20 protein-coding genes are annotated in these 19622 nt (G+C 65.6%); 8 read left to right on the top strand and 12 right to left on the bottom strand.

What is annotated here, in order from left to right; genetic code table 11:
* Window positions 1-32: 32 nt before the first annotated feature.
* The 3 genes from AC5RWD_RS01085 to AC5RWD_RS01075 all read right to left on the bottom strand — a co-directional run bounded on the left by AC5RWD_RS01085 (window position 33) and on the right by AC5RWD_RS01075 (window position 2441).
* Window positions 33-1223 (bottom strand): amino acid permease, encoded by a 1191-nt coding sequence (locus AC5RWD_RS01085; RefSeq protein WP_494018262.1) that lies wholly within the window; start codon window positions 1221-1223, stop codon window positions 33-35.
* Window positions 1224-1485: 262 nt separating this feature from the next.
* Window positions 1486-1767 (bottom strand): hypothetical protein, encoded by a 282-nt coding sequence (locus AC5RWD_RS01080; RefSeq protein WP_494018261.1) that lies wholly within the window; start codon window positions 1765-1767, stop codon window positions 1486-1488.
* Window positions 1768-2207: 440 nt separating this feature from the next.
* Window positions 2208-2441: a hypothetical protein gene (locus AC5RWD_RS01075; protein WP_494018332.1), complete on the bottom strand. Its 234-nt coding sequence runs from the start codon at window positions 2439-2441 to the stop codon at window positions 2208-2210.
* A gap of 215 nt (window positions 2442-2656) precedes the next feature.
* On the opposite strand from AC5RWD_RS01075, the gene AC5RWD_RS01070 reads away from it, so the two are divergent.
* The gene (locus AC5RWD_RS01070; protein ID WP_494018260.1) at window positions 2657-3682 is read left to right on the top strand and encodes a DUF808 domain-containing protein; all 1026 of its coding nucleotides are present in this window, start codon (window positions 2657-2659) and stop codon (window positions 3680-3682) included.
* 235 nt (window positions 3683-3917) lie between these two features.
* On the top strand, window positions 3918-4874 hold the full coding sequence (locus AC5RWD_RS01065) for a lipid kinase (protein ID WP_494018259.1): 957 nt from the start codon (window positions 3918-3920) through the stop codon (window positions 4872-4874).
* A 177-nt stretch (window positions 4875-5051) separates the two neighbouring features.
* Here AC5RWD_RS01065 and AC5RWD_RS01060 read toward each other — a convergent pair whose 3' ends face one another.
* Window positions 5052-6566, bottom strand: coding sequence for an MFS transporter (locus AC5RWD_RS01060; protein WP_494018258.1), 1515 nt, complete (start codon window positions 6564-6566; stop codon window positions 5052-5054).
* Between the two features lie 346 nt (window positions 6567-6912).
* Between AC5RWD_RS01060 and AC5RWD_RS01055 the strand changes: the two genes are divergently transcribed.
* Both AC5RWD_RS01055 and AC5RWD_RS01050 read left to right on the top strand, forming a co-directional pair.
* Window positions 6913-7521, top strand: coding sequence for a hypothetical protein (locus AC5RWD_RS01055; RefSeq protein ID WP_494018257.1), 609 nt, complete (start codon window positions 6913-6915; stop codon window positions 7519-7521).
* 47 nt (window positions 7522-7568) lie between these two features.
* Entirely contained in the window at window positions 7569-7892 is a 324-nt protein-coding gene (locus tag AC5RWD_RS01050) for a hypothetical protein (RefSeq protein ID WP_494018256.1), read from the top strand.
* Window positions 7893-7928: 36 nt separating this feature from the next.
* On the opposite strand, the gene AC5RWD_RS01045 is transcribed toward AC5RWD_RS01050, so the two are convergent.
* The 8 genes from AC5RWD_RS01045 to AC5RWD_RS01010 all read right to left on the bottom strand — a co-directional run bounded on the left by AC5RWD_RS01045 (window position 7929) and on the right by AC5RWD_RS01010 (window position 15394).
* Window positions 7929-8501, bottom strand: coding sequence for a hypothetical protein (locus AC5RWD_RS01045; RefSeq protein WP_494018255.1), 573 nt, complete (start codon window positions 8499-8501; stop codon window positions 7929-7931).
* Window positions 8498-8983, bottom strand: a complete 486-nt coding sequence (locus AC5RWD_RS01040; protein ID WP_494018254.1) for a hypothetical protein — start codon at window positions 8981-8983, stop codon at window positions 8498-8500. The genes AC5RWD_RS01045 and AC5RWD_RS01040 overlap by 4 nt, the downstream gene beginning before the upstream one ends.
* A gap of 21 nt (window positions 8984-9004) precedes the next feature.
* Complete coding sequence (locus AC5RWD_RS01035) at window positions 9005-9616, bottom strand: hypothetical protein (RefSeq protein WP_494018253.1); 612 nt, start codon at window positions 9614-9616, stop codon at window positions 9005-9007.
* Between the two features lie 384 nt (window positions 9617-10000).
* Window positions 10001-11365 (bottom strand): MFS transporter, encoded by a 1365-nt coding sequence (locus tag AC5RWD_RS01030; RefSeq protein WP_494018252.1) that lies wholly within the window; start codon window positions 11363-11365, stop codon window positions 10001-10003.
* Between the two features lie 135 nt (window positions 11366-11500).
* Window positions 11501-11836 carry an NPCBM/NEW2 domain-containing protein gene (locus AC5RWD_RS01025; RefSeq protein ID WP_494018251.1) on the bottom strand — a complete coding sequence of 112 codons (336 nt, stop codon included), beginning with the start codon at window positions 11834-11836 and terminating at the stop codon, window positions 11501-11503.
* Between the two features lie 493 nt (window positions 11837-12329).
* Entirely contained in the window at window positions 12330-13112 is a 783-nt protein-coding gene (locus tag AC5RWD_RS01020; protein ID WP_494018250.1) for a carbon-nitrogen hydrolase family protein, read from the bottom strand.
* A 40-nt stretch (window positions 13113-13152) separates the two neighbouring features.
* Window positions 13153-14505: an APC family permease gene (locus AC5RWD_RS01015; protein ID WP_494018249.1), complete on the bottom strand. Its 1353-nt coding sequence runs from the start codon at window positions 14503-14505 to the stop codon at window positions 13153-13155.
* A 10-nt stretch (window positions 14506-14515) separates the two neighbouring features.
* Complete coding sequence (locus AC5RWD_RS01010; protein WP_494018248.1) at window positions 14516-15394, bottom strand: carbon-nitrogen hydrolase family protein; 879 nt, start codon at window positions 15392-15394, stop codon at window positions 14516-14518.
* 96 nt (window positions 15395-15490) lie between these two features.
* Here AC5RWD_RS01010 and AC5RWD_RS01005 point away from each other — a divergent pair, with 96 nt between their 5' ends.
* The 4 genes from AC5RWD_RS01005 to AC5RWD_RS00990 all read left to right on the top strand — a co-directional run bounded on the left by AC5RWD_RS01005 (window position 15491) and on the right by AC5RWD_RS00990 (window position 19603).
* Window positions 15491-16285: a FadR/GntR family transcriptional regulator gene (locus AC5RWD_RS01005; protein WP_494018247.1), complete on the top strand. Its 795-nt coding sequence runs from the start codon at window positions 15491-15493 to the stop codon at window positions 16283-16285.
* A 58-nt stretch (window positions 16286-16343) separates the two neighbouring features.
* Window positions 16344-16841, top strand: coding sequence for a DinB family protein (locus AC5RWD_RS01000; RefSeq protein ID WP_494018246.1), 498 nt, complete (start codon window positions 16344-16346; stop codon window positions 16839-16841).
* Between the two features lie 242 nt (window positions 16842-17083).
* Window positions 17084-17935 carry a fumarylacetoacetate hydrolase family protein gene (locus AC5RWD_RS00995; protein ID WP_494018245.1) on the top strand — a complete coding sequence of 284 codons (852 nt, stop codon included), beginning with the start codon at window positions 17084-17086 and terminating at the stop codon, window positions 17933-17935.
* Between the two features lie 60 nt (window positions 17936-17995).
* Window positions 17996-19603, top strand: a complete 1608-nt coding sequence (locus tag AC5RWD_RS00990; protein ID WP_494018244.1) for an FAD-dependent monooxygenase — start codon at window positions 17996-17998, stop codon at window positions 19601-19603.
* Window positions 19604-19622 lie beyond the last annotated feature (19 nt).

The following is a 19622-nucleotide window of genomic DNA, read 5'->3' as shown; positions in this document are numbered from 1 at the left end:
TGGCGAACCCACGAAGTGGTTCCGCGCCTGCTTCAGTCGATGAGCACCGACTGCTTGGCACGTTCCGAAGATTCCACACGGCCCGGAATCTTCCTGGAACGGTGGTGGAGCCAGTTCGCCACCGCCAGGAGCGCTACGAGGGCGAAGGTGCTCAGGAGCTGGGGGCGGGAATCCTCGCCGATGAAGCCCATCGTGAAGATCGCTGCGAGGATCAGGAGGCCGATGCCCGTGAGCCACGGGAAGCCGGCCATCCGCAGGGGAAGCTCCGTCCCGTCGCGGTCAGCGCGGAGGCGCAGCGCGAGCTGGGCCAGGAGCGCCGACGTCCATACCAGCAGGCAGGTCGAGCCCACAATATTGAGCAGGACGGGAAGGACCATCTCGGGGAAAGCCAACTCCAGCACAACCGTGACAACGCCGTAGGCGACGCTGGCCAGGACTGCGACCACCGGAACCCGGGCCTTGGACACGGAGGCAAGCAGACGCGGCGCTTCACTGCGCTCAGCCAGGGAGTACGCCATCCGGGAGGCGCCGTAGAGGTTGGCGTTGAGGGCGGAGAGCAGTGCTGCGACGGCCACCAGGGTGATGGCGGTGGCCGCACCGGGCATGCCGGCGGCCTCCAGCACGGCGGCAAACGGGCTCTTCAGCCCTGCCGAACCCACCGGAACCACCGCCGCGATAACGAAGATCGCACCGATGTAGAACACCAGAATGCGCCACAGAACCGTCCGGACTGCCTTCTTCACACTGCGGGCAGGCTCCGCCGTCTCAGCTGCCGCCACGGACACGATCTCGGTGCCGCCGAACGCGAAAGCCACCACGAAGAGTGCCGTGGCAATCCCGGCGAAACCGTCGGGCGCGAACCCGTCTCCGGTGAAGTTGGCCACGCCCGGCGACTGGACACCCGGCAGCCAGCCGAAGAGCAGGGCCGCGCCCACCAGGAGGAACCCGACGATTGCTGCCACCTTGAGCAGGGCGAACCAGAACTCGAATTCGCCGAAGTTCTTCACGCTGGTCAGGTTCACGGCGGTGAGCACCACGATGAACACGAAGGCCATCAGCCACACCGGCAGGGCCGGGAAGATGGTGGCCAGCAGGCCTGCCGCACCGAGCGCTTCGGCCGCGATGACCACCACAAGCTGCAGCCACCACAGCCAGCCCACCGTGGCGCCGGCCACCGGCCCGTAGGCCTTGGCGGTATAGACGGAGAAGGCGGACTGCCGCATCACGTCTAGCGTCCGGGCCCCGTGGCTGAGCGGTTGGATGGCGGCCAAGCAGGAGGCGAAGGCGGCCGTGGCGGGCTAGCTGTCGCGAGCGCGTGCGTCCGGTGGGCCCTGCATGCCGGATCTATACCAAGCGGCGCGCAGGCGATTCCCCCCCCACCCCCCCGGATGGCACGAAAAAGGAGGCCGATAACGACACCCGGTGTCGCCGTCGGCCTCCTTTTATTGCCCGGCGGTGGTGCTATCCCCCGCAAGGCGCTGGAGCCTAGGCCGCCGTTGGCAGCGTCACGTAGCTGCCCTCGATAACCTTGGCGGCAACGACGGGCGTGCCGCCTACTCTGACATAGCTGCCACGGGTGACGGGGGTCAGGTTTCGGGCGCCAGCGACGGTGACATAGCTGCCCTCAACTCCGACGGGGACGCTGCCGGCCGGGAGAGTCACGTAGCTGCCGCCGCGCACTGCGGTGTCAGCGACAGTGGTAGCGGCCGTAAGGGTGGGGTCGGCGGTGGATGAGGAGGTCTCGGGGCGTTTGGTCAGCAAAGTCATGGGTTCTCCGTTGGGTTTCGGGATGAGGGCTATACAGGTTCTTGTGCCGCTCAAGCAGGAGGGCGGTTGCGCGTTGTGTCGCTTGCCCCGCTGGCCCGGGTGTCTTCACCGGTGCGGTACTCAAGGGCTACGGCGGCCTGTACTTAACCTTACAGGCTTATCGTGATCTACTCAGAATAAGGTGGGAAGACTCACGTTTACGCAAGGCGTGTGACCAAAACGGGGTATTGCTAGGTACGAGGGGTCAAAAGGGAGGAGCGATGACGGAAACAACAGTGGAACAGCCGACCGTCGAAAATGCGGTTCCGTGGAGCTGGACCGCGTCCCCGTCTGGGAAGCCAGGTACAGGCTGGGCGACGACCCCGAGGAGCTTGCCCACCGGATCGGCTGAGGTGGACCGGACGATTGACGAGCGCGTCTACGGCCTCGCGTCAATCACATCACAGTCGGCCTGTCAGCCGGTCCCCGTGCGTCGCCCTCGCCTCCTCATAACTGCTGTCGAAGGGCAGGGTGCGGGGAACGGTGCCGATCGAGATCAGCAGGAACGCGGGCAGCGCCAGCACCACCGTGCTGATGGCTCCGACCAGAGCACCGGGCGGCGGCCGATCCTGTCCGAGTGACGTCCCGTCAGCGGGATGCACAGGGACGAGGCTCCTGGGCGACGCGACGGTCATTGTCCGAGACCTTCACGCAGGGATAGACCGACGGCCATTCTCCGAGCGTCCGGGCCCCGTGCTGAGCGAGTGGCTGCAGGCCTCGCAGGCCGCAAAGGCGGCGGTAACGGGCTAGCTGATGCCCGCCGTCGATATACTCCAAACATGCCAATCACACGCCTCGACATAGGCAGCCACACACAGCCGTCCACCCTTGAGCAGCACGGGGGCGATCTGTGAGCGGCGGTCTCGTCGCCCTGCTGGATGACGTAGCAGCCCTTGCCCGTATAGCGGCCGCCTCGGTGGACGACGTCGCTGCCGGAGCGGCCAAGGCGGGGGCGAAGGCAGCCGGCGTCGTAATCGATGACGCCGCCGTTACCCCGCAGTACGTGTCCGGGGCGGACCCCTCCCGCGAACTGCCGATGATCAAGCGGATCTTCTGGGGCTCTCTCCGGAACAAACTGCTGATCATCCTGCCGGCCCTGCTGCTCGTCAGCGCCTTCGTCCCATGGGCCATCCCGTTCATCCTCATGCTGGGCGGCACCTACCTTTGCTACGAGGGTGCCGAGAAGGTCTGGCACAAGCTCCGGGGCCACCACACCGCAGAGGAAGATGCGCCGGCGGTTGAACGCGGCCCGGAGGCCGAGGCCAAGGTCGTCAAGGGCGCCATCACCACCGACTTCATCCTGTCCTGCGAGATCATGGTCATCTCGATGAACGAGGTGGCCCAGGATTCCTTGCTGTCACGGGCGATCATCCTGGTGGTCGTGGCCCTCGTGATTACGGTGGCCGTGTATGGTGCCGTCGCCCTCATCGTCAAGATGGACGACATCGGGATGCACCTGGCCGCTAAAGATTCCTCGGGCTCCAAGCGCTTCGGGGAGCTGCTCGTCAAGGGGATGCCCGCCGTGCTGGCCGGGATAACCTTCATCGGAACGATCGCCATGCTGTGGGTTGGCGGCCACATCATGCTGCAGGGGGCCTATGACCTCGGCTGGCACGGCCCGTATGACCTGGTCCATGTCCTCGAGCACCCCTTCGAGGGGACCGCGGTGGTGGGCGGCTTCCTGGCCTGGCTCGTGAACACGTTGTGCTCGGCAGTCATCGGACTCGCCTGGGGCATCGTGGTCATGGCTATCGTGCATCCGCTGCTCAAAGTGCTGCCGTTCGGCAAGAAGAAGGGCGGGCACGAGGAGGGCGACATCCGCGCCGAACTTGCCGGCTACCGGCCGGCGAAACGTGACGCCGATCGCGACGCTTAGCCAGCCGCCCGGCAGAAACATCGCTCCGCGGTTACAGGTGCCGCCGCAGCACTCCTGCTTTGCGCAACGGTGAGGCTGTTCCGTAATTCCGTAATTCCGTAATTCCGTAATTCCGTAAGGCGTGACAGAACAAGGACGCAGTACCGAACTTGAGGACGCGGGACTGCCGCTGACGGCACTGGCCCGGGGCGGTGGGCTATGAGTATTCACAGGTCCACCACCTAACATGTCCCACATGAAGGCTGCCAGGGACGCCCGCTCTGCCGCCGTGGTGATCAACGCCGGATCACGCCGAGGGGCGGCGTACGAACTTGCGGTGGACACGATGCGCCAGGCAGGCGTGCCGATCTCCTCCGTGCACCACGTGCTGTCCGGGGGCGATCTGGCCCGGACGCTTGATCGAGTGATTGCGGACGGGCACGACCTGGTGGTTGTCGGCGGCGGCGACGGGACCGTGTCCTACGCCGCGGGGCGAGTTGGCGGCACCAACGTTGTGCTCGGCGTTCTTCCGCTGGGCACCGCCAACGACTTCGCCCGCACGCTGGAGATACCCAACAATCTGTCCGAGGCGTGCGCTGCCGTCGCGGACGGGAAGGTGGTGGACATCGACCTGGGCCGGGCGAACGGTGAGCCCTTCCTCAACGTCGCGTCCGTGGGCCTGTCGGTGGCAGTTACCGAAGCTCTCAGCCCACGTCTGAAGCGGTACATAGGGCCGCTGGCCTACGGCATTGCCACCCTGCGGGCTTATGCCGGGCACAAGGCGTTCCGGGCCCGTCTCGAGTTTCCCGAGGGGGACCACGAGCCGATGGAGCTCGAAAACCTGCTTCAGGTGGCCGTCGGCAATGGCCGGCATTACGGCGGCGGCAACACGGTCTCCCCCACGGCAGGGATCGACGATCACACTCTTGACATCTACGCCATCCTGGCGGCGCCGCTCCGGGAGCACGTGAAGATCGCACGGTTGCTCAGGGACGGAAGCTTCATCGAACACGACCGGGTGCACCACCTGACCAGCCGACATGTCCGGCTGGTCACCGAGCAGCCGCTGCCCGTGAACCTCGACGGCGAGATCGCGACCAGCACGCCGACCGATTTCACTGTCCAGCGCAACGCCGTCCACGTGGTGGTCCCCCGGAGCAGCACCAGCGCGTTGTTCGACGGACCTGGCGCCGCGAACTGGCCGTCCAGTTGAAAGCCAGCACGATGCTGCGCCAGTGGTCCCTGAAATTCCCCGCCGGACCGGCAGAGCGGAACACGTGGCCGGTCTCGTGAGCCGCAGGAGCTCTGACTCTGGAACGAGATATCCAGCCTAGATGTTCAACAGAAACAGAATTGCTAATGCCGATTTGGGACGAATGAGTTGTCCTGCTCACATCACCGTCGGCCTGTCAGGCCGGTCCCCATGCGACGCCCTCGCCTCCTCGTAACTGCTGTCGAACGGCAGCGTGTCCATCTCCAGCAGGGGGTTGTGGTCCTGCGTCGCCACGAGCTCGCGTGCGGCTTCGTCCGAGTCCACGCTGGGCATGGACCCGGGCAGATGCCGCTTGGCGGACTCCGGCAGGAAGTAGATGGCCACCGCCGCGATGGCCGATGTCACCATGAGGTAGTACGCCGGCATCAGGTCGTTGCCCGTCGCCTGGATGAGGGCGGCGATGATGAACGGGGCAGTCCCGCCGAAGATCGCCACGGCGAAGTTGTAGGCGATGCCCATCGCGGAGTAGCGGTGCGCCGTGGGGAACAGTGCCGGCAGCGCCGACGCGAGAATGGCCACGAAGAACGCCACCGGAAACGCGACCATCGACAGGCCGGCAAGCGTGGCGGGAACCGTGCCGATCGAGATCAGCAGGAACGCGGGGAGCGCCAGCACCACCGTGCTGACGGCGCCGATCCAGAGCACGGGGCGGCGGCCGATCCTGTCCGAGAGGCGTCCCGTCAGCGGGATGCACAGGGACATGACCACCAGCACCGGAACGGTCAGCAGCGTCCCGTGGATTTCGTCGTAGCCCTTGTTGGTGGTGAGATACGTGGGCATGTAGGACGTGAGCGCGTAGCCCACGGTATTGCCGGCGGCCACGAGAATCATGGCCAGCAGGATGCGGCGCCAGTGGTCCTTGAAGATTCCGACCGGGCCCACGGGACGCAGATCGTCGCCGGTCTCGTGGTGCTTGGCGGCCACGGCTTCCGCCTCCTGCGTTGCCATGAAGGCAGGCGACTCCTCGATCTTCATGCGGAAGTAGATGGCCACGATGCCCAGCGGGCCAGCGATCAGGAACGGGATGCGCCAGCCCCAGGCCTCCATCTGCCCCTGCCCCAGGATCAGCTGGAGCGCGGACACGAGCGCGGCGCCCAGCGCGAAGCCAAGGTAGCTGCCCATGTCCAGGAAGCTGACGAAGAAGCCGCGGCGGTGGTCCGGCGAATGCTCGCAGACGAAGGTGGTGGCACCGGAGTACTCGCCGCCGGTGGAAAAGCCCTGGACCAGCTTGGTGACCACCAGCAGCACGGCAGCCCAGATGCCCAGCACCGCGTATCCGGGAAGCAGGCCGACGGCGAACGTCGCCGCTGCCATCATCATCAGGGTCATGGCGAGAACCTTCTGCCGGCCGATCTTGTCGCCCAGCCAGCCGAAGAAGATGCCGCCCAGGGGCCGGGCGATGAACGTCGCACCGAAGGTTCCGAGCAGGAAGAGGTTCTGCACTGCCCTGTCCGCCTCGGGCAGGAACACCGGCCCCATGGTGGTGATCAGGTAGCCGAACACGCCGACGTCGTACCATTCCATGGTGTTGCCCACGATGGTGCCGCCGAGTGCCTTCCGCAGGGTGCGGTGGTTGACGACGTTAATGTCGGACACACGCAGCCGCCGCTGCTGCAGGGGTCGCTCGGTCATGGCTCGGTCACCGTCCCTGTCATCAGGTTGGGCACGCGCCGCCAGTTGCCGGCATCCTCATTTGGTGGAGGCCCAACTCTCCGACCATCTTCCCACTGCCCGACTGGTACAAACAACGAAAACCGCAGCCGACGCACACTGCCCGGGCTGCGCCGTCGTCCGTTCCTCCGGGTTGCTATCTCCGGCTCAAGCGCTCAAGCGACTACAAGACCACATGGCCGCTCACCCACGGGACCTACCCGTCACTGACGCATGCCCGGGTTGACTGGGATAGGCTCGCTTGCGACCAAAACGAGCATCGACTCCAACTGTAAGGGCTGGGAATTCCTTGGATCTACTGGGCAGCATGAGCCGCGACCAACTCAGCATTTCTTCTTGGGTTGCGGCCGCCGTCTTCGCGCTTGCGGTCGGTGTTTGGCGTCCCCGAAGCCTTCACTGGACCGTGCTTGGTGCAATCCTGCTCTTCGCGGCACTCAACGCCGGTGCCGGGATCTACGTCCTGAGCCATGTCGGTGACCCGCGCTGGTCTGCGGGGGAACAGCCGCTGAGTGCTCCGTCGTTTTCCGGGACGCCCATGGTGGGGCAGTTTCTCGGCCCCCTGGACGACTCTCTAAACGCAGTGGTCGGCGGGGTGAACGACTTCCTGGCGTTCAAGCAGGCGCTGCCCATAGCTCTGGGCTTCTTTGGCACGTCCGGCTGGGCGCTTCTGGTGTCGTTTCCGCTTGGCATTCTCGCCACAGTCGTCAGTTACGTCGTGGAGAGGCGCCGAAAGGCGGACTTCGATAAATACCGTGCCGCGGTTGATCAGCTCAAGGTTGAGCTTGAGCAGGTCAAGCGGCAGATCTCCTCAGGGAATTCCGCCAGCACGGCACTCCCTGCAGGGAATGTGGCCACCGGTGTGCCGCCCCGGGCTGACCCGCAGGGGATGATACAGAGAGGCGAAGGACCTCAATAGGGGCCTGCACAGGGAACCGGCGCCCCGGTGCGCGGGATAATGGAGGCATGACCGACCGGGATCACGACGAGGATCTGTGGCAGGAGTTCGATCGCCTCCCTCCTGCAGGTCCTGACCGCGTCCAGGGATTACCCGGCGGACTGCCGCAGGGCTTTGGCTTCCGCACGGGCGTGCGCAGTGCAAGGGTTGCCCTTGGGTTCGCCGTTTACGCCCTGGCCCTTGGCACCATGCTGGTCCTCACCGGCGCGATCGTGTTCATCAGCCAGGAGCAGTGGCTGCCGCTCGGACTGATGGTGCTGATCGAGGCCGTCTTCGTCTTGGCCTTCAGCCGGCTGGCGCGGCTGGCCCGCAACCGGCGCTCCGCCGAGTAATCGCTCAGGCCCAGCCCCTCCGATTTGCCCTCGGCTCTACTTCCCGGGCGTTGTAAACACGGTTCCACCGAGCTTCTGCTGCAGGTCAGCCGCGCTGTTGGTGTTGACCGTCCAGTTTTTCCCGACAAGTACCTTCATTTCGACGTACTCGCCGAAGGACTTCCAGAGATTCAATTGCTCGTCCTTGGACGTGTCCGATGCGTAGGTGGCCATGACCAGATCATCACCACAGCTTCCCGAGGAGGCGGCGAGCTTTGTCGAATTGTGCTCGTCCCACGCCGAACATTCGAGCCCAGCCCCCACCACCGCATCTTTCAGCGCCGAGACCGTGCCGTAACTTCCTCCATCGGCGGGCGGCTGATCTGGGGAAGGGGTCGCGGTAGGAGCCGCTGCCGGAGCACACCCTCCCAAGGCCGCTGCCAGTGTTGCTGCCGCCCCGGCAGTCATAAATGCTCTAGCCCATGCGGACTTCCCCATGAATTTCTTGCTCTCCCTCGGAATCTTCAATCCAGCGATGGCACGTACCAGCAGGCCAAGTGTCAGCAGCGCTAACGGCAGTCTCCAGCTATTTGGGCTTCGGCGGGAACTCCCGCCGAACTGGTGGCTCACTCGGCCGCGAGTCGGCACGCTGCCACGGGTGCGCCGACCTTGGGTGTCAGCTTGCCCAAGTCACTGTTGAAGGTCTCGATCTTCCGAGTAGCTGCCTGCAGCCCCGCGGTGTCGAAGGTGCCAGCCGCTTGCACGGCGTCGTTCGCCATTGCCGGGTACGTGGAGAACAGTTCAATTGCCTCTTGCGTCACATCCAGTGCCTCGATGCACGACGGCGGCGTGACCTCCTTGACTACCTCGACTTCGACTTCCTTCTCGACAATCTTCTCCTGCACCACAATCTCAGGCTCGGGCTTGGCGCCCACGCCAGCCCCAAATCCCAGGACTAGGCCAGCGACAGCCAGGCCGGCCGGCAGCAGCCGTTTCCGCTTACGCTTCTCTGGCTCCTGTGCCGCCTGCGGTGCGGCCGGCAGAGCCACCTGACCGTGGGCAGGCTGTGTGGACGACTGGTAGGGGGTTGGTCCGTCGTATTGATCACTCATTGCGTTCCTTCTTTTGGGAATCTAGAAGGTGTACTCGTAGCCGGTGCCGAAGTCGCTCTTGACCAGGAGCGTTCCACCGGGCTGCGGCACGTCGATGACGATGATCCCCGAGGCTTTTTGATCGGGGCCGACGCCAGCACTGGGGAAGGTCTCGGCGTCGGGCAGACATCCGTATGTCCCCACGGTTGACAGCGACCCGTTGAATGTAGTGCCGTTCTTGGCAATGAACTTGAAGTCATGAGCGCTAATGCTGAACGTCGGAAAGCTCGACTCGGCCAGCGCGGGCAGGGTCTGTACGGTGACCTTCACGAACACGATGTTGCCGTTTGTGGGCGGTTGGACGTACTCCCCGGTGCATACGCCCTTCTTGATCGAGTCCACTGTGAACTTAGCGGTCTCCTTGTCGGTGAGCTGGTCAGTCTGCGTGGCAAATGCCTTGCTGCCAGCAGTCATGACGTAGTTGCCGCGGGATGATTTGGCCGGACCCGTGGGCTTGGGAGTCTCGACCTGCTTCTCCACAGCTTCAGCTGTCGGTGCCGTACCGGACGCTGCCCCATTGCTGCCGCCACATGCGGCCAGGGACATGGCGGACCCGATTAGGGCAAGGGTGACCAGGGACTTGGAGTACTTCATTGTGTGTTGCCTCTTTCACCATAAATAAAGGCCCGGCAAGTAGCCGGGCCCTTTTTCTAAAGCCGAATTTGTCTCTCGTGAGGAGCTTATTTCTCCGGCAACCAGGGAAAACTAAAACTGCGCGATCTTGGGGAAACGCTGATTCATTCTTGAGCCAATCTTGAGGATGCTCGTCACATTTGGATTTCCGTGCTCAACGATCGGAACACCAAGGACGGATATCCCGGCCGCACGAAGCACCGCCAGGACGCACGCGTCAGAGCAGCCAACACCGTGTGTAACTGTATGTCTGGGGCGCCATGCAGGAACCGCGGTCGGGCCAAATAGCGGCACACGCGCCTTAGCCCAGCTCCGCACTCACGGCGTTTGCCGCCGTCGTCCTCCTTAGGCCGCCTTCCGCTCACGCCACAGCAGAGACACCACGAACGTCACCGCGCAGAGGCCGAGCATCACCAGCACCATGCGGCCCCAGTTCTCCTGGGTGACGCCGGTGCCGTAGAAGATGCCGATCATCACGGTGGCGCTGATGGCGCCGACGTACCGGCAGGTCTGGAAGATCCCGGCGGCCACTCCCCTGTCCTCCGGCGCGGCGGACAGGTACAGCCCCTGGTTGGAGGCGATGCTGACCGACCCGTACGGCACGCCCATCAGGGCCGTCAGCACCAGCACGAGCAGGACGGCGAACGACGCCGTCAGCAGCCAGAGTGCCGCTGCCGCCAGTGTCAGAAGCACGACGCCGGCAATCAGCACCCGCCGCACACCGAACCTGTCGATCGCACGCACGGCGAGCGGCGTGACGACCACGGACATCGCCGCCAGCGGCAACATCAGCACGCCCACCAGACCGGGGTTGTAGCCGGCCGCTTCCTGCAGCAGCTGGGGAAGGCCGAAGAACGCGAAGTAGTAAACAGCGCTGAACACCGTGAAGCCCAGGTACACAAGCAGCAGCGGGCGGTTCCTGCCGAGCAGCCGCAAGTCCAGGAACGGCCGGTCGAACCGCAGCTCCCGCCAGGCGAACAGCACGGCCAGGACCATGGCGCCGCCCAGCAGCCACCAGCGGTAGCCGGGCAGCGCGTTCAGCAGGCCCATAAGCAGCAGCACCATGCCGCCCGTGAATGCGAGGATGCCGGGGATGTCGGAGTCGCGGAGCAGGGTGGCGATGCTGCCGTGCTCCCTGCGCTCGTCCGGCGGGGCGGCCTTCCGGACAATAAGCAGGGCGGCCAGCGCCAGCGGCACATTGATGAGAAACAGCGCCTGCCAGCCGACCAGGCTCACCAGCAGCCCGCCCACCACCGGGCCCACGGCTGCCCCGGAGGTGTTGGCCATCTGGATGCGGCCCAGCGGCCTTGTGGATGTCGTGTCAGCCAACCGCGCCAGGGTGCCGACCATGACGACGGCACTCGGGTACGCCGTCGCCGTCCCCAGCGCCATGAGCGCGCGGGCGATGCAGACGAACACAAAGTTGGGCGAGAACGGGGCCAGCGCACAAGACACTGCCACCAGCCCCATGCCGAGCATGAAGAGCTTCCGCGGCCCGAACCTGTCAGCAAGCCTGCCCATCAGCGGCTGGCCTGCGGCTGACGTGATGTAGAAGGCGGTAATCACCCAGGTGACCGTGGCGACATCCAAGCGGAAGTCCTCGCGCAGCACCACCAGGGCGACGGCGATCATCGACGAGTTCAGGGGGTTCAGGGAAGTGCCCAGGCTGAGGCCTGCCACGGCGAGGCCGGTGCGGGGAGAGTTGCTCACGGCAACAGTCTTCCGCACAGTGCCAATTCTTCACGAACCTCGTGACTTTCAGTCGCATTGCTGGCCAGCCCGCGACAAGAAGGCAATGGCGGAGTTTGGCGCGCCGCGCCTCTCTGCTCCACCGTAGGCGGTCTGTCAGACTAGCGCCATCTCCGCAAAAACTGCCGTCGACGAGAATGCCGAATTATCAATGTCCGTCACCTGGAGTCGGAGATCCTTCGCCCCTGGGATTTTGAGGTTGATCTGGGCTGGACTCTCACCCACTTTTATCTGCTTTTCGAAGGCGACCCTGCCATCAACCAAGACCTGAAAGTTCGCTTCCTCTGTACTGTGTCCCCCATCGGCGATCCCAACCTTGCCGGTCAACAGGGTGTACTGGCCATCAAGGGCATAATCCCTTCGCGAGGTGCCGGCATCGTCACCCCACTGGGTTGCCACAACCAGGGAGTGGGTATAGGTCGCACCGCGCATCGTTCCTTGGCCGCTCTTCCAGAGACCTACCTCTGTGAGGGCCGACACTTCGGCAAGCCACTGCGGATTAGCCTTCGCCGCAGCCGGCGCTGACGACGCAGGCCCCGAGGGCGGAGCAGGTGAGGCCGTAACCGTTACTGTAGCTGTTGGGTTCGCGGGAGGTAAGAACGTGTCCGGAAGTGCGCCGATCCACGCTGCTCCCAAGGTTGCTCCCGCCCCGATTAGAGCACCGATAATGCCGAAAACGCCCTGTAGGACCACATGCCTCGTACTGCTTTGCTCGGTGGCCACGAAGCACTCCTTTTGTCAGTGGACGTACTGCAGAATAACGCGGCTCTAGGGACAATCCGCTGTATGGCGCGCTGTGACTTCGGCTTCAGACAATCAGCGCGACAATACGCCCGCCGTGCTGCCCTTCGAGTCGGTGCGGTGAGGTGGCGCACTTGCTGCTCTAGGCTCCACTTGCCACGGTGAAACTGCTGGCAATTTAGCCTTACCCCAGCCGCCGCTGCCGGAACATAGGAAACTGCTCCCGCACCCGTGCCACCGTCCGCAGCGAAACCTCCACCGTCCGCACCCCCGGCTCCAGCCCCAGGTCAGCCTCGATGTACCCCATCGGATCCACCAAGACACTCCGGCCCACGGAGACCGGCGGCGCCTGGCAGACCCCTGCCACATACACACTGTTCTCGATGGCCCTCGCCGCATTCAAAGAAAGCCACTGCTCCGTCTTGTGCGTGCCCGGCACCCAGGACGAGCAGACCAGCAAAACCTGCGCGCCGGCGTCGGCCAGTGACCTGGCCAGCTCCGGGAACCGCAGGTCATAGCAGGTCATCAGGCCGAACAGCGCTGCCCCGGACTCGAACACCACCGGCTCGGTGGACGGGCCCGGCTTGATGAACGTCGACTCCCCGAAGCCCTGCGCGTCGAACAGGTGGATCTTCCGGTACACGGCGAGCCGCTCACCGGAAGGCCCGAAGGCCACCAAAGTGTTGTACGCCTTGCCAGGTTCCGCAGAGGTTTCCACCACGCCCGCCACCAGCGTGATGCCGTGGCGGGCCGCGGTGGCTGCAAGTTCCTTGCAGATGGGGCCGTTTAGCGGCTCGGCCACGGCCGGGAACGTGGCGTCCACGATCTTCTTCTCGAACGTGGCGTACTCGGGGAAGGCCACCAGCGTGGCGCCATCGGCGGCGGCGGCCGCGGCGAACCGGTCGATCATGGCCAGGTTCGCCGCGATGTCCGTGCCGGACTCCAGCTGCCCGAGCGCTATCCTCACGCCGGTTCCTCCAGTCTCGTCAGCATCCAGTACAGAAAACCTAGGCGGCGGCCTCCACGGTGGCCTTCTCCGTCGTCGTCATTTCTGGCGGCGCGGCACGGAACCCGCGCGTGATCAGCGCCAGGACCACCACGCCGAGCGCCAGCCAGGACAATCCCAGCGTAATGGCGTTGCTGTCCAACTGGGAGAGCAAGTAGGCACAGACGATGGCGCCCACGGCCGGGACCGCCACGTAGGAGACGGCGTTCAGCTGCTCCCCCGCCCGGCGCCGGCGCACGTAGTGGAACACCACGGACGCATTGACCAGGGTGAAGGCGGTGAAGGCGCCGAAGTTGATGAACGACGTCGAGGTGGCCACGTCCAGGAAGATCGCGATCAGGCCCACGATGCCGGTGACCACCAGGTTCACCACCGGAGTGTGGAACTTCGCGCTGAGCCGGCCGAAGACCGCCTTGGGCAGGACCGAGTCGCGGCCCATGGCGTAGATCAGGCGCGAGGCGCTGGCCTGCGCGGCGAGGCCGGAGGCGAACTGCGCCACCACCAGCCCTGCGAGGAACACCGCCCCGAAGAGCTGCCCGCCGATCTGCAGCGCGATGGCGCTGGCCGCGGAGGCGGAGTCCTCGAACACGCCGCCCGGGTGGACCAGCTGCGTGACGTAGGAGACGGCCACGAAGATGCCGCCGCCGATCAGCGCGATGAGCATGATGGCGCGGGGCACGTTCCGGCGCGGATCCACGGTTTCCTCTGTGAGGGTGGTGACGGCGTCGAACCCCAGGAACGAGTACGCCGCGATGGCCGCGCCGGCGGAGATGGTGGCGAAGCTGGACGTGCTGTTGAAGAACGGCTCCGTGCTGGCCAGCCCGCCCGCGCCGGAGGTGGACACCACGTTGCCGATGGCCAGCACCACGAAGAACACGATCACCAGCAACTGGAACGCCATCAGCACGTAGTTCGCCTTGTCCGCCACCTTGATGCCCAGGATGTTCAGCACCGTGGTGATGAGGATGAAGCCCACGATCCACAGCCACATCGGCACGCCCGGGAACTGCGCGCTCAGGTAGGAGGAACCGATCAGCCAGATCACCATGGGCAGGAAGAGGTAGTCCAGCAGGATCGCCCAGCCCACAAGGAAGCCCACCCGGGGATCGATGGACCGGCGCACGTACGTGTAGGCGGAGCCGGCCACCGGGTACGCCACCGCCATCCGGCCGTAGCTGTGCGCCGTGAACAGCATGGCCACCATGGCCACGAGGTAGGCCGACGGCGCCGCCCCGCCCGTGGTCTCGGCGATGAGGCCGAAGATGGCCAGGACAATCAGCGGGGTCAGGTACGCCAGGCCGAACAGCACCAGCGAGGGCAGCTTCAGCGTGCGGGTCAGGGTTGGTGTGGTCACGTGGGTTTCCTTAGGCATTGAAAGTAGCGGGCGTCCAGGTCAGCGGATTGATCCGGCCCTGGTAGACGGGCAGTTCGACGGCGGCCTCGCCGTCCCGGAACTGGGACCAGGGACGGTTGAGGTTCTCCGTCCCGTGGGTGCGGACGTGCTCGACGGCGGCCAGGTCCAGGTCCGCTGTCAGCAGCACCGGGCTATCGCCGTCGGCTTCCGTGATGGTGTTGCCCTCGGGGTCGACGATGATGCTGTGGCCCTTGCCGGTGGGGCCGGCGCAGTTGACGCTGACCACGAACACCTGGTTCACGATGGCGTTCGCCTTGGCCAGCACCAGCTCCTGCCGGCGGTCCGGGGTGGTGGTCTTGACGACGTTGAGGATCACCTCGGCGCCCATCCACGCGAGCTGGCGGGACACCTCCGGGTACCAGGCGTCGTAGCAGATGTTCAGGCCCACCCGGCCCGTGCCGGCCAGGTCCACTGTGGTGAACCGGTCGCCGGGGTCATACGGCTCGAACGGGCGCCACGGGAAGATCTTCCGGTAGTAGCCGGCCAGCTCCCCCTCCGGTGACAGCACCAGCTGGGTGTTGAACAGCTGGCCTTCCAGGCCCCGCTCGCAGACGCTGCCCGGGACCAGCCAGATGCCCAGGTCCGCGGCGAGCTCTTTTAGTTCCTTGACGCGCGGGCCGTCCAGCGGCTCGGCCGAGTCCTGCAGGGCCTCGGTGCGCTGCCGGTCCGGGGTGCCGTCGCCGAACAGGTGAAGCTCCGGAAAGACCACCAGTTTGCTGTCCGGCTTGGTGTTGAGGGCTGCCTTGACCTCGTCCGCGAAGGCCGAAACGGGTTCGCCGATGAGCCGGGGCGCGGCCTGGGCAGCTATGAGGGGAAGGATGCGTTGCATGGGTTTGTCTCCGCGTTGGGGTGTGATCTGAGTTATATTAGATCAGAATGATCCAATAATGGGAAGGGGCTGCGGATGGGCCGTAAAGTAGCGGATATGACCCGTCAGTTGGAGGACACCCCCGGCGCCTCCCCTACCGGCGCCTCTAGTGCGGCCGCGCCGGGTGGGGCCGGGAGCATCGGGGCAGGGGCGCTCGCCGGCATCGACCGCCGGAGCGCCATCGACGCCGTGCGCCTGCGCATCGGCATGGCCATTTCGCTGGGACTGCTGAAGCCCGGCGAACGCCTGCCTGATCAGGAGGACGTGGCGCTGGGCCTGTCGGTCAGCCCGATCACGGCCCGCCGCGCACTGGCGAGCCTCGCGGACCAGGGCGTTGTTGTCCGCCGTCGCGGCCGGGCCGGCGGGACGTTCGTGGCGGAAGAGCCGCCGCGTCAGGTTCTGGCAGAGTTGACCGCGTCGCCGGCAGAGTCACAGGCCGTGAACCGGCTGGTGGACCGGCGGCTGCTCTTCGAATGCGCGGTGACCCACTACGCCGCCGTCAACGCCACCGCGGAACAGCTGGACGAACTCGAGCGGCTGACCCGGGACATGGCCGCGTCCACGGACTGGTCGGGCTACCACCAGGCGGACGAGCAGTTCCACCAGCTGGTGGGCACGGCGTCAGGGCTGGGGACCGCCGTCGAGGTTTACCACGAGACGCTCGCCGAGCTCTACGCCTACTTCATCCCCTACCCCATCGAGCTGCTGCACAAATCCAACTGCGACCACGTGGCCCTGGTGGCGGCCCTGCGGGCGGGCGACATTCAAAGCGCCGTGGAGGTCTCCCGCAAGCACGTGGACATCCTGCACCGGACCATGTTTATGGGTTTGGCAGCGCGAACGGACAGTTGAGGCCCTCACTGACCGTGCGTCCGTTGCCGCCGCGCGGCGGCCTTGGCATACTGCGTGCATGCGTTCGCTTCCAGCCTCATCCGCCGAGGACGTCCTCAACCAGCCGGTGCGGATCCAGTTCGACGCCTTCCTCGATGAGCACCGCAACAGGCTCAATGCCTGCCTTGACGGGCTGACGGAGGAGCAGGCCCGCCGCCCTTTGGTGCCCTCCCGGACCACGCTGCTGGGACTGGTCAAGCACGCCACCTTCGTCGAAAAGGTCTGGTTCGATGAAGCCATCACGTGCCGCCCGCGCGCAGAGATCGGCATCCCCGCCACCCCGGACGAGTCCTTCATTCTGGCGGAGCAGGACACCGTCGCCACCATCCAGGCCGCCCACCGCGACGCCTGTGAGGCATCGCGCCGGGCGGTATCCGCGCTGCACCTCGACGACCTGGTCCACGGCAACAGGCGGGGCCCGCTCCCTCTCCGCTGGGTGTACCTGCACATGCTGCGCGAACTCGCCCAGCACTGCGGGCACGCCGACATCCTTCGCGAGCAGATCCTCAGCCGCTGACAGCATTCCCGCGGGACACAACAACAAGACAGCCCGGCCAGTAGCCGTCAGGCCCCTCCGGACCGTCCCTCCCCCGCTGGCGCCCAGGCATAAGCATGCCACCCACTCCTAGCCAGATTGCGTAAAAGCAAGATAATGTATTCTTTGTCAAAGGATGCATATCTTCGTGCCTGCCAAGCGGCCGGCAGGACAAATTGCATCAACATCCCGGGCGCGCTGCCGCCGCGAAAGGAACCACCATCATGAACTACGCAAGCTTCGTATCCGCAGACGGCTCCCCCACCTGGGGCATCATCGCCGACGGAAGGACCTACGATCTGGGACCCAGCGGAGCCAACCTTGCCCGCACCCTCCGCGCCGCCGTCGAACAGGGCATCTTCGGCACCGTCGGTGAAGAGTTCCGCAGCGCCCCTTCCCGCGAAGAGGCGGACATCGAGTTCCTGCCCGCTGTTACTGATCCGGGCAAGATCATCTGCATCGGCGTGAACTACCGCAGCCACCAGGAAGAATCCGGCAAGACGGAGCAGAAGGCCCCCACCGTCTTCACCCGCTTCGCGGACTCCCAGATGGGCCACCTGCAGCCGGCCCAGATGCCGGCCACCACCACCAAGTTCGACTACGAAGGTGAAATGGCCCTGGTCATCGGCAAGGAAGCGTTCCATGTCGCAGAAGAGGATGCCTTTGACTACGTTGCCGGCTACGCCGCCTACAACGATCTCAGCGTCCGCGACTGGCAGCTTGCTGCCACCCAGTGGATCCCCGGCAAGAACTTCCCCGGCACCGGCGGTTTCGGCCCTTACCTCGTGCCGGCCGCCGACCTGGGCGACGTCAACAGGCTCACCCTGGAAACCCGCGTCAACGGCGACATCCGGCAGAAGGCCTCCGTGGCCGACCTGTACTTCACCATTCCGCAGCTGATCGCCTACGTCTCCGGCTTCACCAGGCTCTCCCCGGGCGACGTGATCGTCACCGGCACCCCCGGCGGCGTGGGCCTGTTCATGGAGCCGTCCGGCCTGCTCTCCGAAGGGGACGTCGTCGAGGTGGAAATCACCGGCCTGGGCACCCTGAAAAACACGGTGGAGCTGGTGTCCTGACGGGGACCCTGTTCCCGCCGCCCCGACTGCACTCATCCTAGGAACGGAACTTTGATCGGCATGGACAAAATCATTGAAACCGACGTACTGGTCATCGGGGCTGGCCCCATTGGCCTGGCTGCGGCGAACCTGCTGGCGGACCAGGGCGTGCACGTGATGCTCGTTGAACGCCATGCCGGTACCAGCGATGAACCGCGGGCCATCAGCGTCACCGATGAATCGCTGCGCGTCATGCAGCAGATCGGCATTCTGGACCGGCTCACGCCGGAGATGCTCATGGACACCGGCGCGCGCTACTTCGGCCGGAAAGAACAACTGCTGGCGGAGGTCCACCCGGCCAGTCCCCGGCTGGGCCAGCCCGGGAAGTCGCAGTTCGACCAGCCCGTCATGGAATCACTGCTGCTTGAGGCCGCCCGGAGCCGTCCGCTGATCGACGTCCGCTTCAACACCGAAGCGTTCCGCATCACGGACGGCCCGGGGCATGCGCACACAGTACTGGTCGACCAGGACGGCAAGCACACCGTCCGCTCCCAATGGGTGGTGGCGTGCGACGGCGGCCGCAGCCCGGTCCGCTCCCAGCTCGGCATCCCGATGGAAGGTTCCACGCAGGTCCAGAAGTGGATCGTGGTGGACATCATCAACACGCCGGGTGAACCGGAACGGTTCTCCGAGTTCCACTGCAACGGGACACGTCCCGTCGTCGTGGTTCCCGGAGTCCACGGCCGCCGCCGCTACGAGTTCATGCTCCTCCCCGGCGAGGAGGCCGCAGCGGTGACGTCTTCGGAGGCCATCATCAAGCTCATCGCGCCCTTCCAGACGATTGCGGCTGAGGACATCCGCCGCGCGGCCGTCTACGTGGCCCACCAGCGCGTGGCATTGAACTACCGCGTGGGGCACGTCCTCCTCGCCGGGGACGCCGCCCACATGATGCCTCCGTTCGCCGGGCAGGCCCTCAACGCGGGCATCCGCGACGTCGCCAACCTTGCCTGGAAGGTCGCTGCAAACGTCCAGGGCACCGGCACGGAGGCCCTAGTGGACACCTACCAGTCGGAGCGGCGTCCGCACGCGGTGGACATGGTGCGCCTCTCGCACCGGATCGGCAAAGTGGTGATGAACATCAACCCGGCGCTGACCGCCATCCGTGACGCCGTCATCATCGCATCCGGCATCGTTCCCGCTGCCAAGGGCTGGCTCGCCGGCATGAAGTTCCTCAAGCAGCCGCACTTCACCGACGGCTGCGTGGCGGACCTCGGCAGCGCAGGTTCCAGGTGGGCAGCCGCGCTGGTGGGCCGCTCCCTTTCCCAGCCGCAGGTCACGCTGTCCACCGGCGACGCCGTCCCCCTGGACACGGTCCTCGGTACCGGCTGGGCACTTCTGCACTTCCCCTACGATCGCCGCGCACCCCTTGAGGTCCGGCGGCTGGGCACCGTGGAGAACGACGACGGCACGCACCTCGCGCTGACAGGCGTCACGGCCGTCACGGACAGCAGCGGCGCGTTCGCGGCTGTCGCCGGCAGCGGTACGACCCTCGTGGTACGGCCGGACCGCTATGTCGCAGCAGCCACCACTCCCGACACCGAGCAGGCGGCGTTCGAGGCGCTGGCCGCGTACGTGCCGCAGCTGGCCCGCCTGCGCCACACGGCAGCTGGAGTGCCGGTTGTGCGCTGACAGACCACGCAAAGGGAGG

Source organism: Arthrobacter sp. CMU6 (assembly GCF_059090205.1).
The sequence above is the reverse complement of the archived record's forward strand: the minus strand, read 5'-3'. Positions and strand labels throughout refer to the sequence as shown.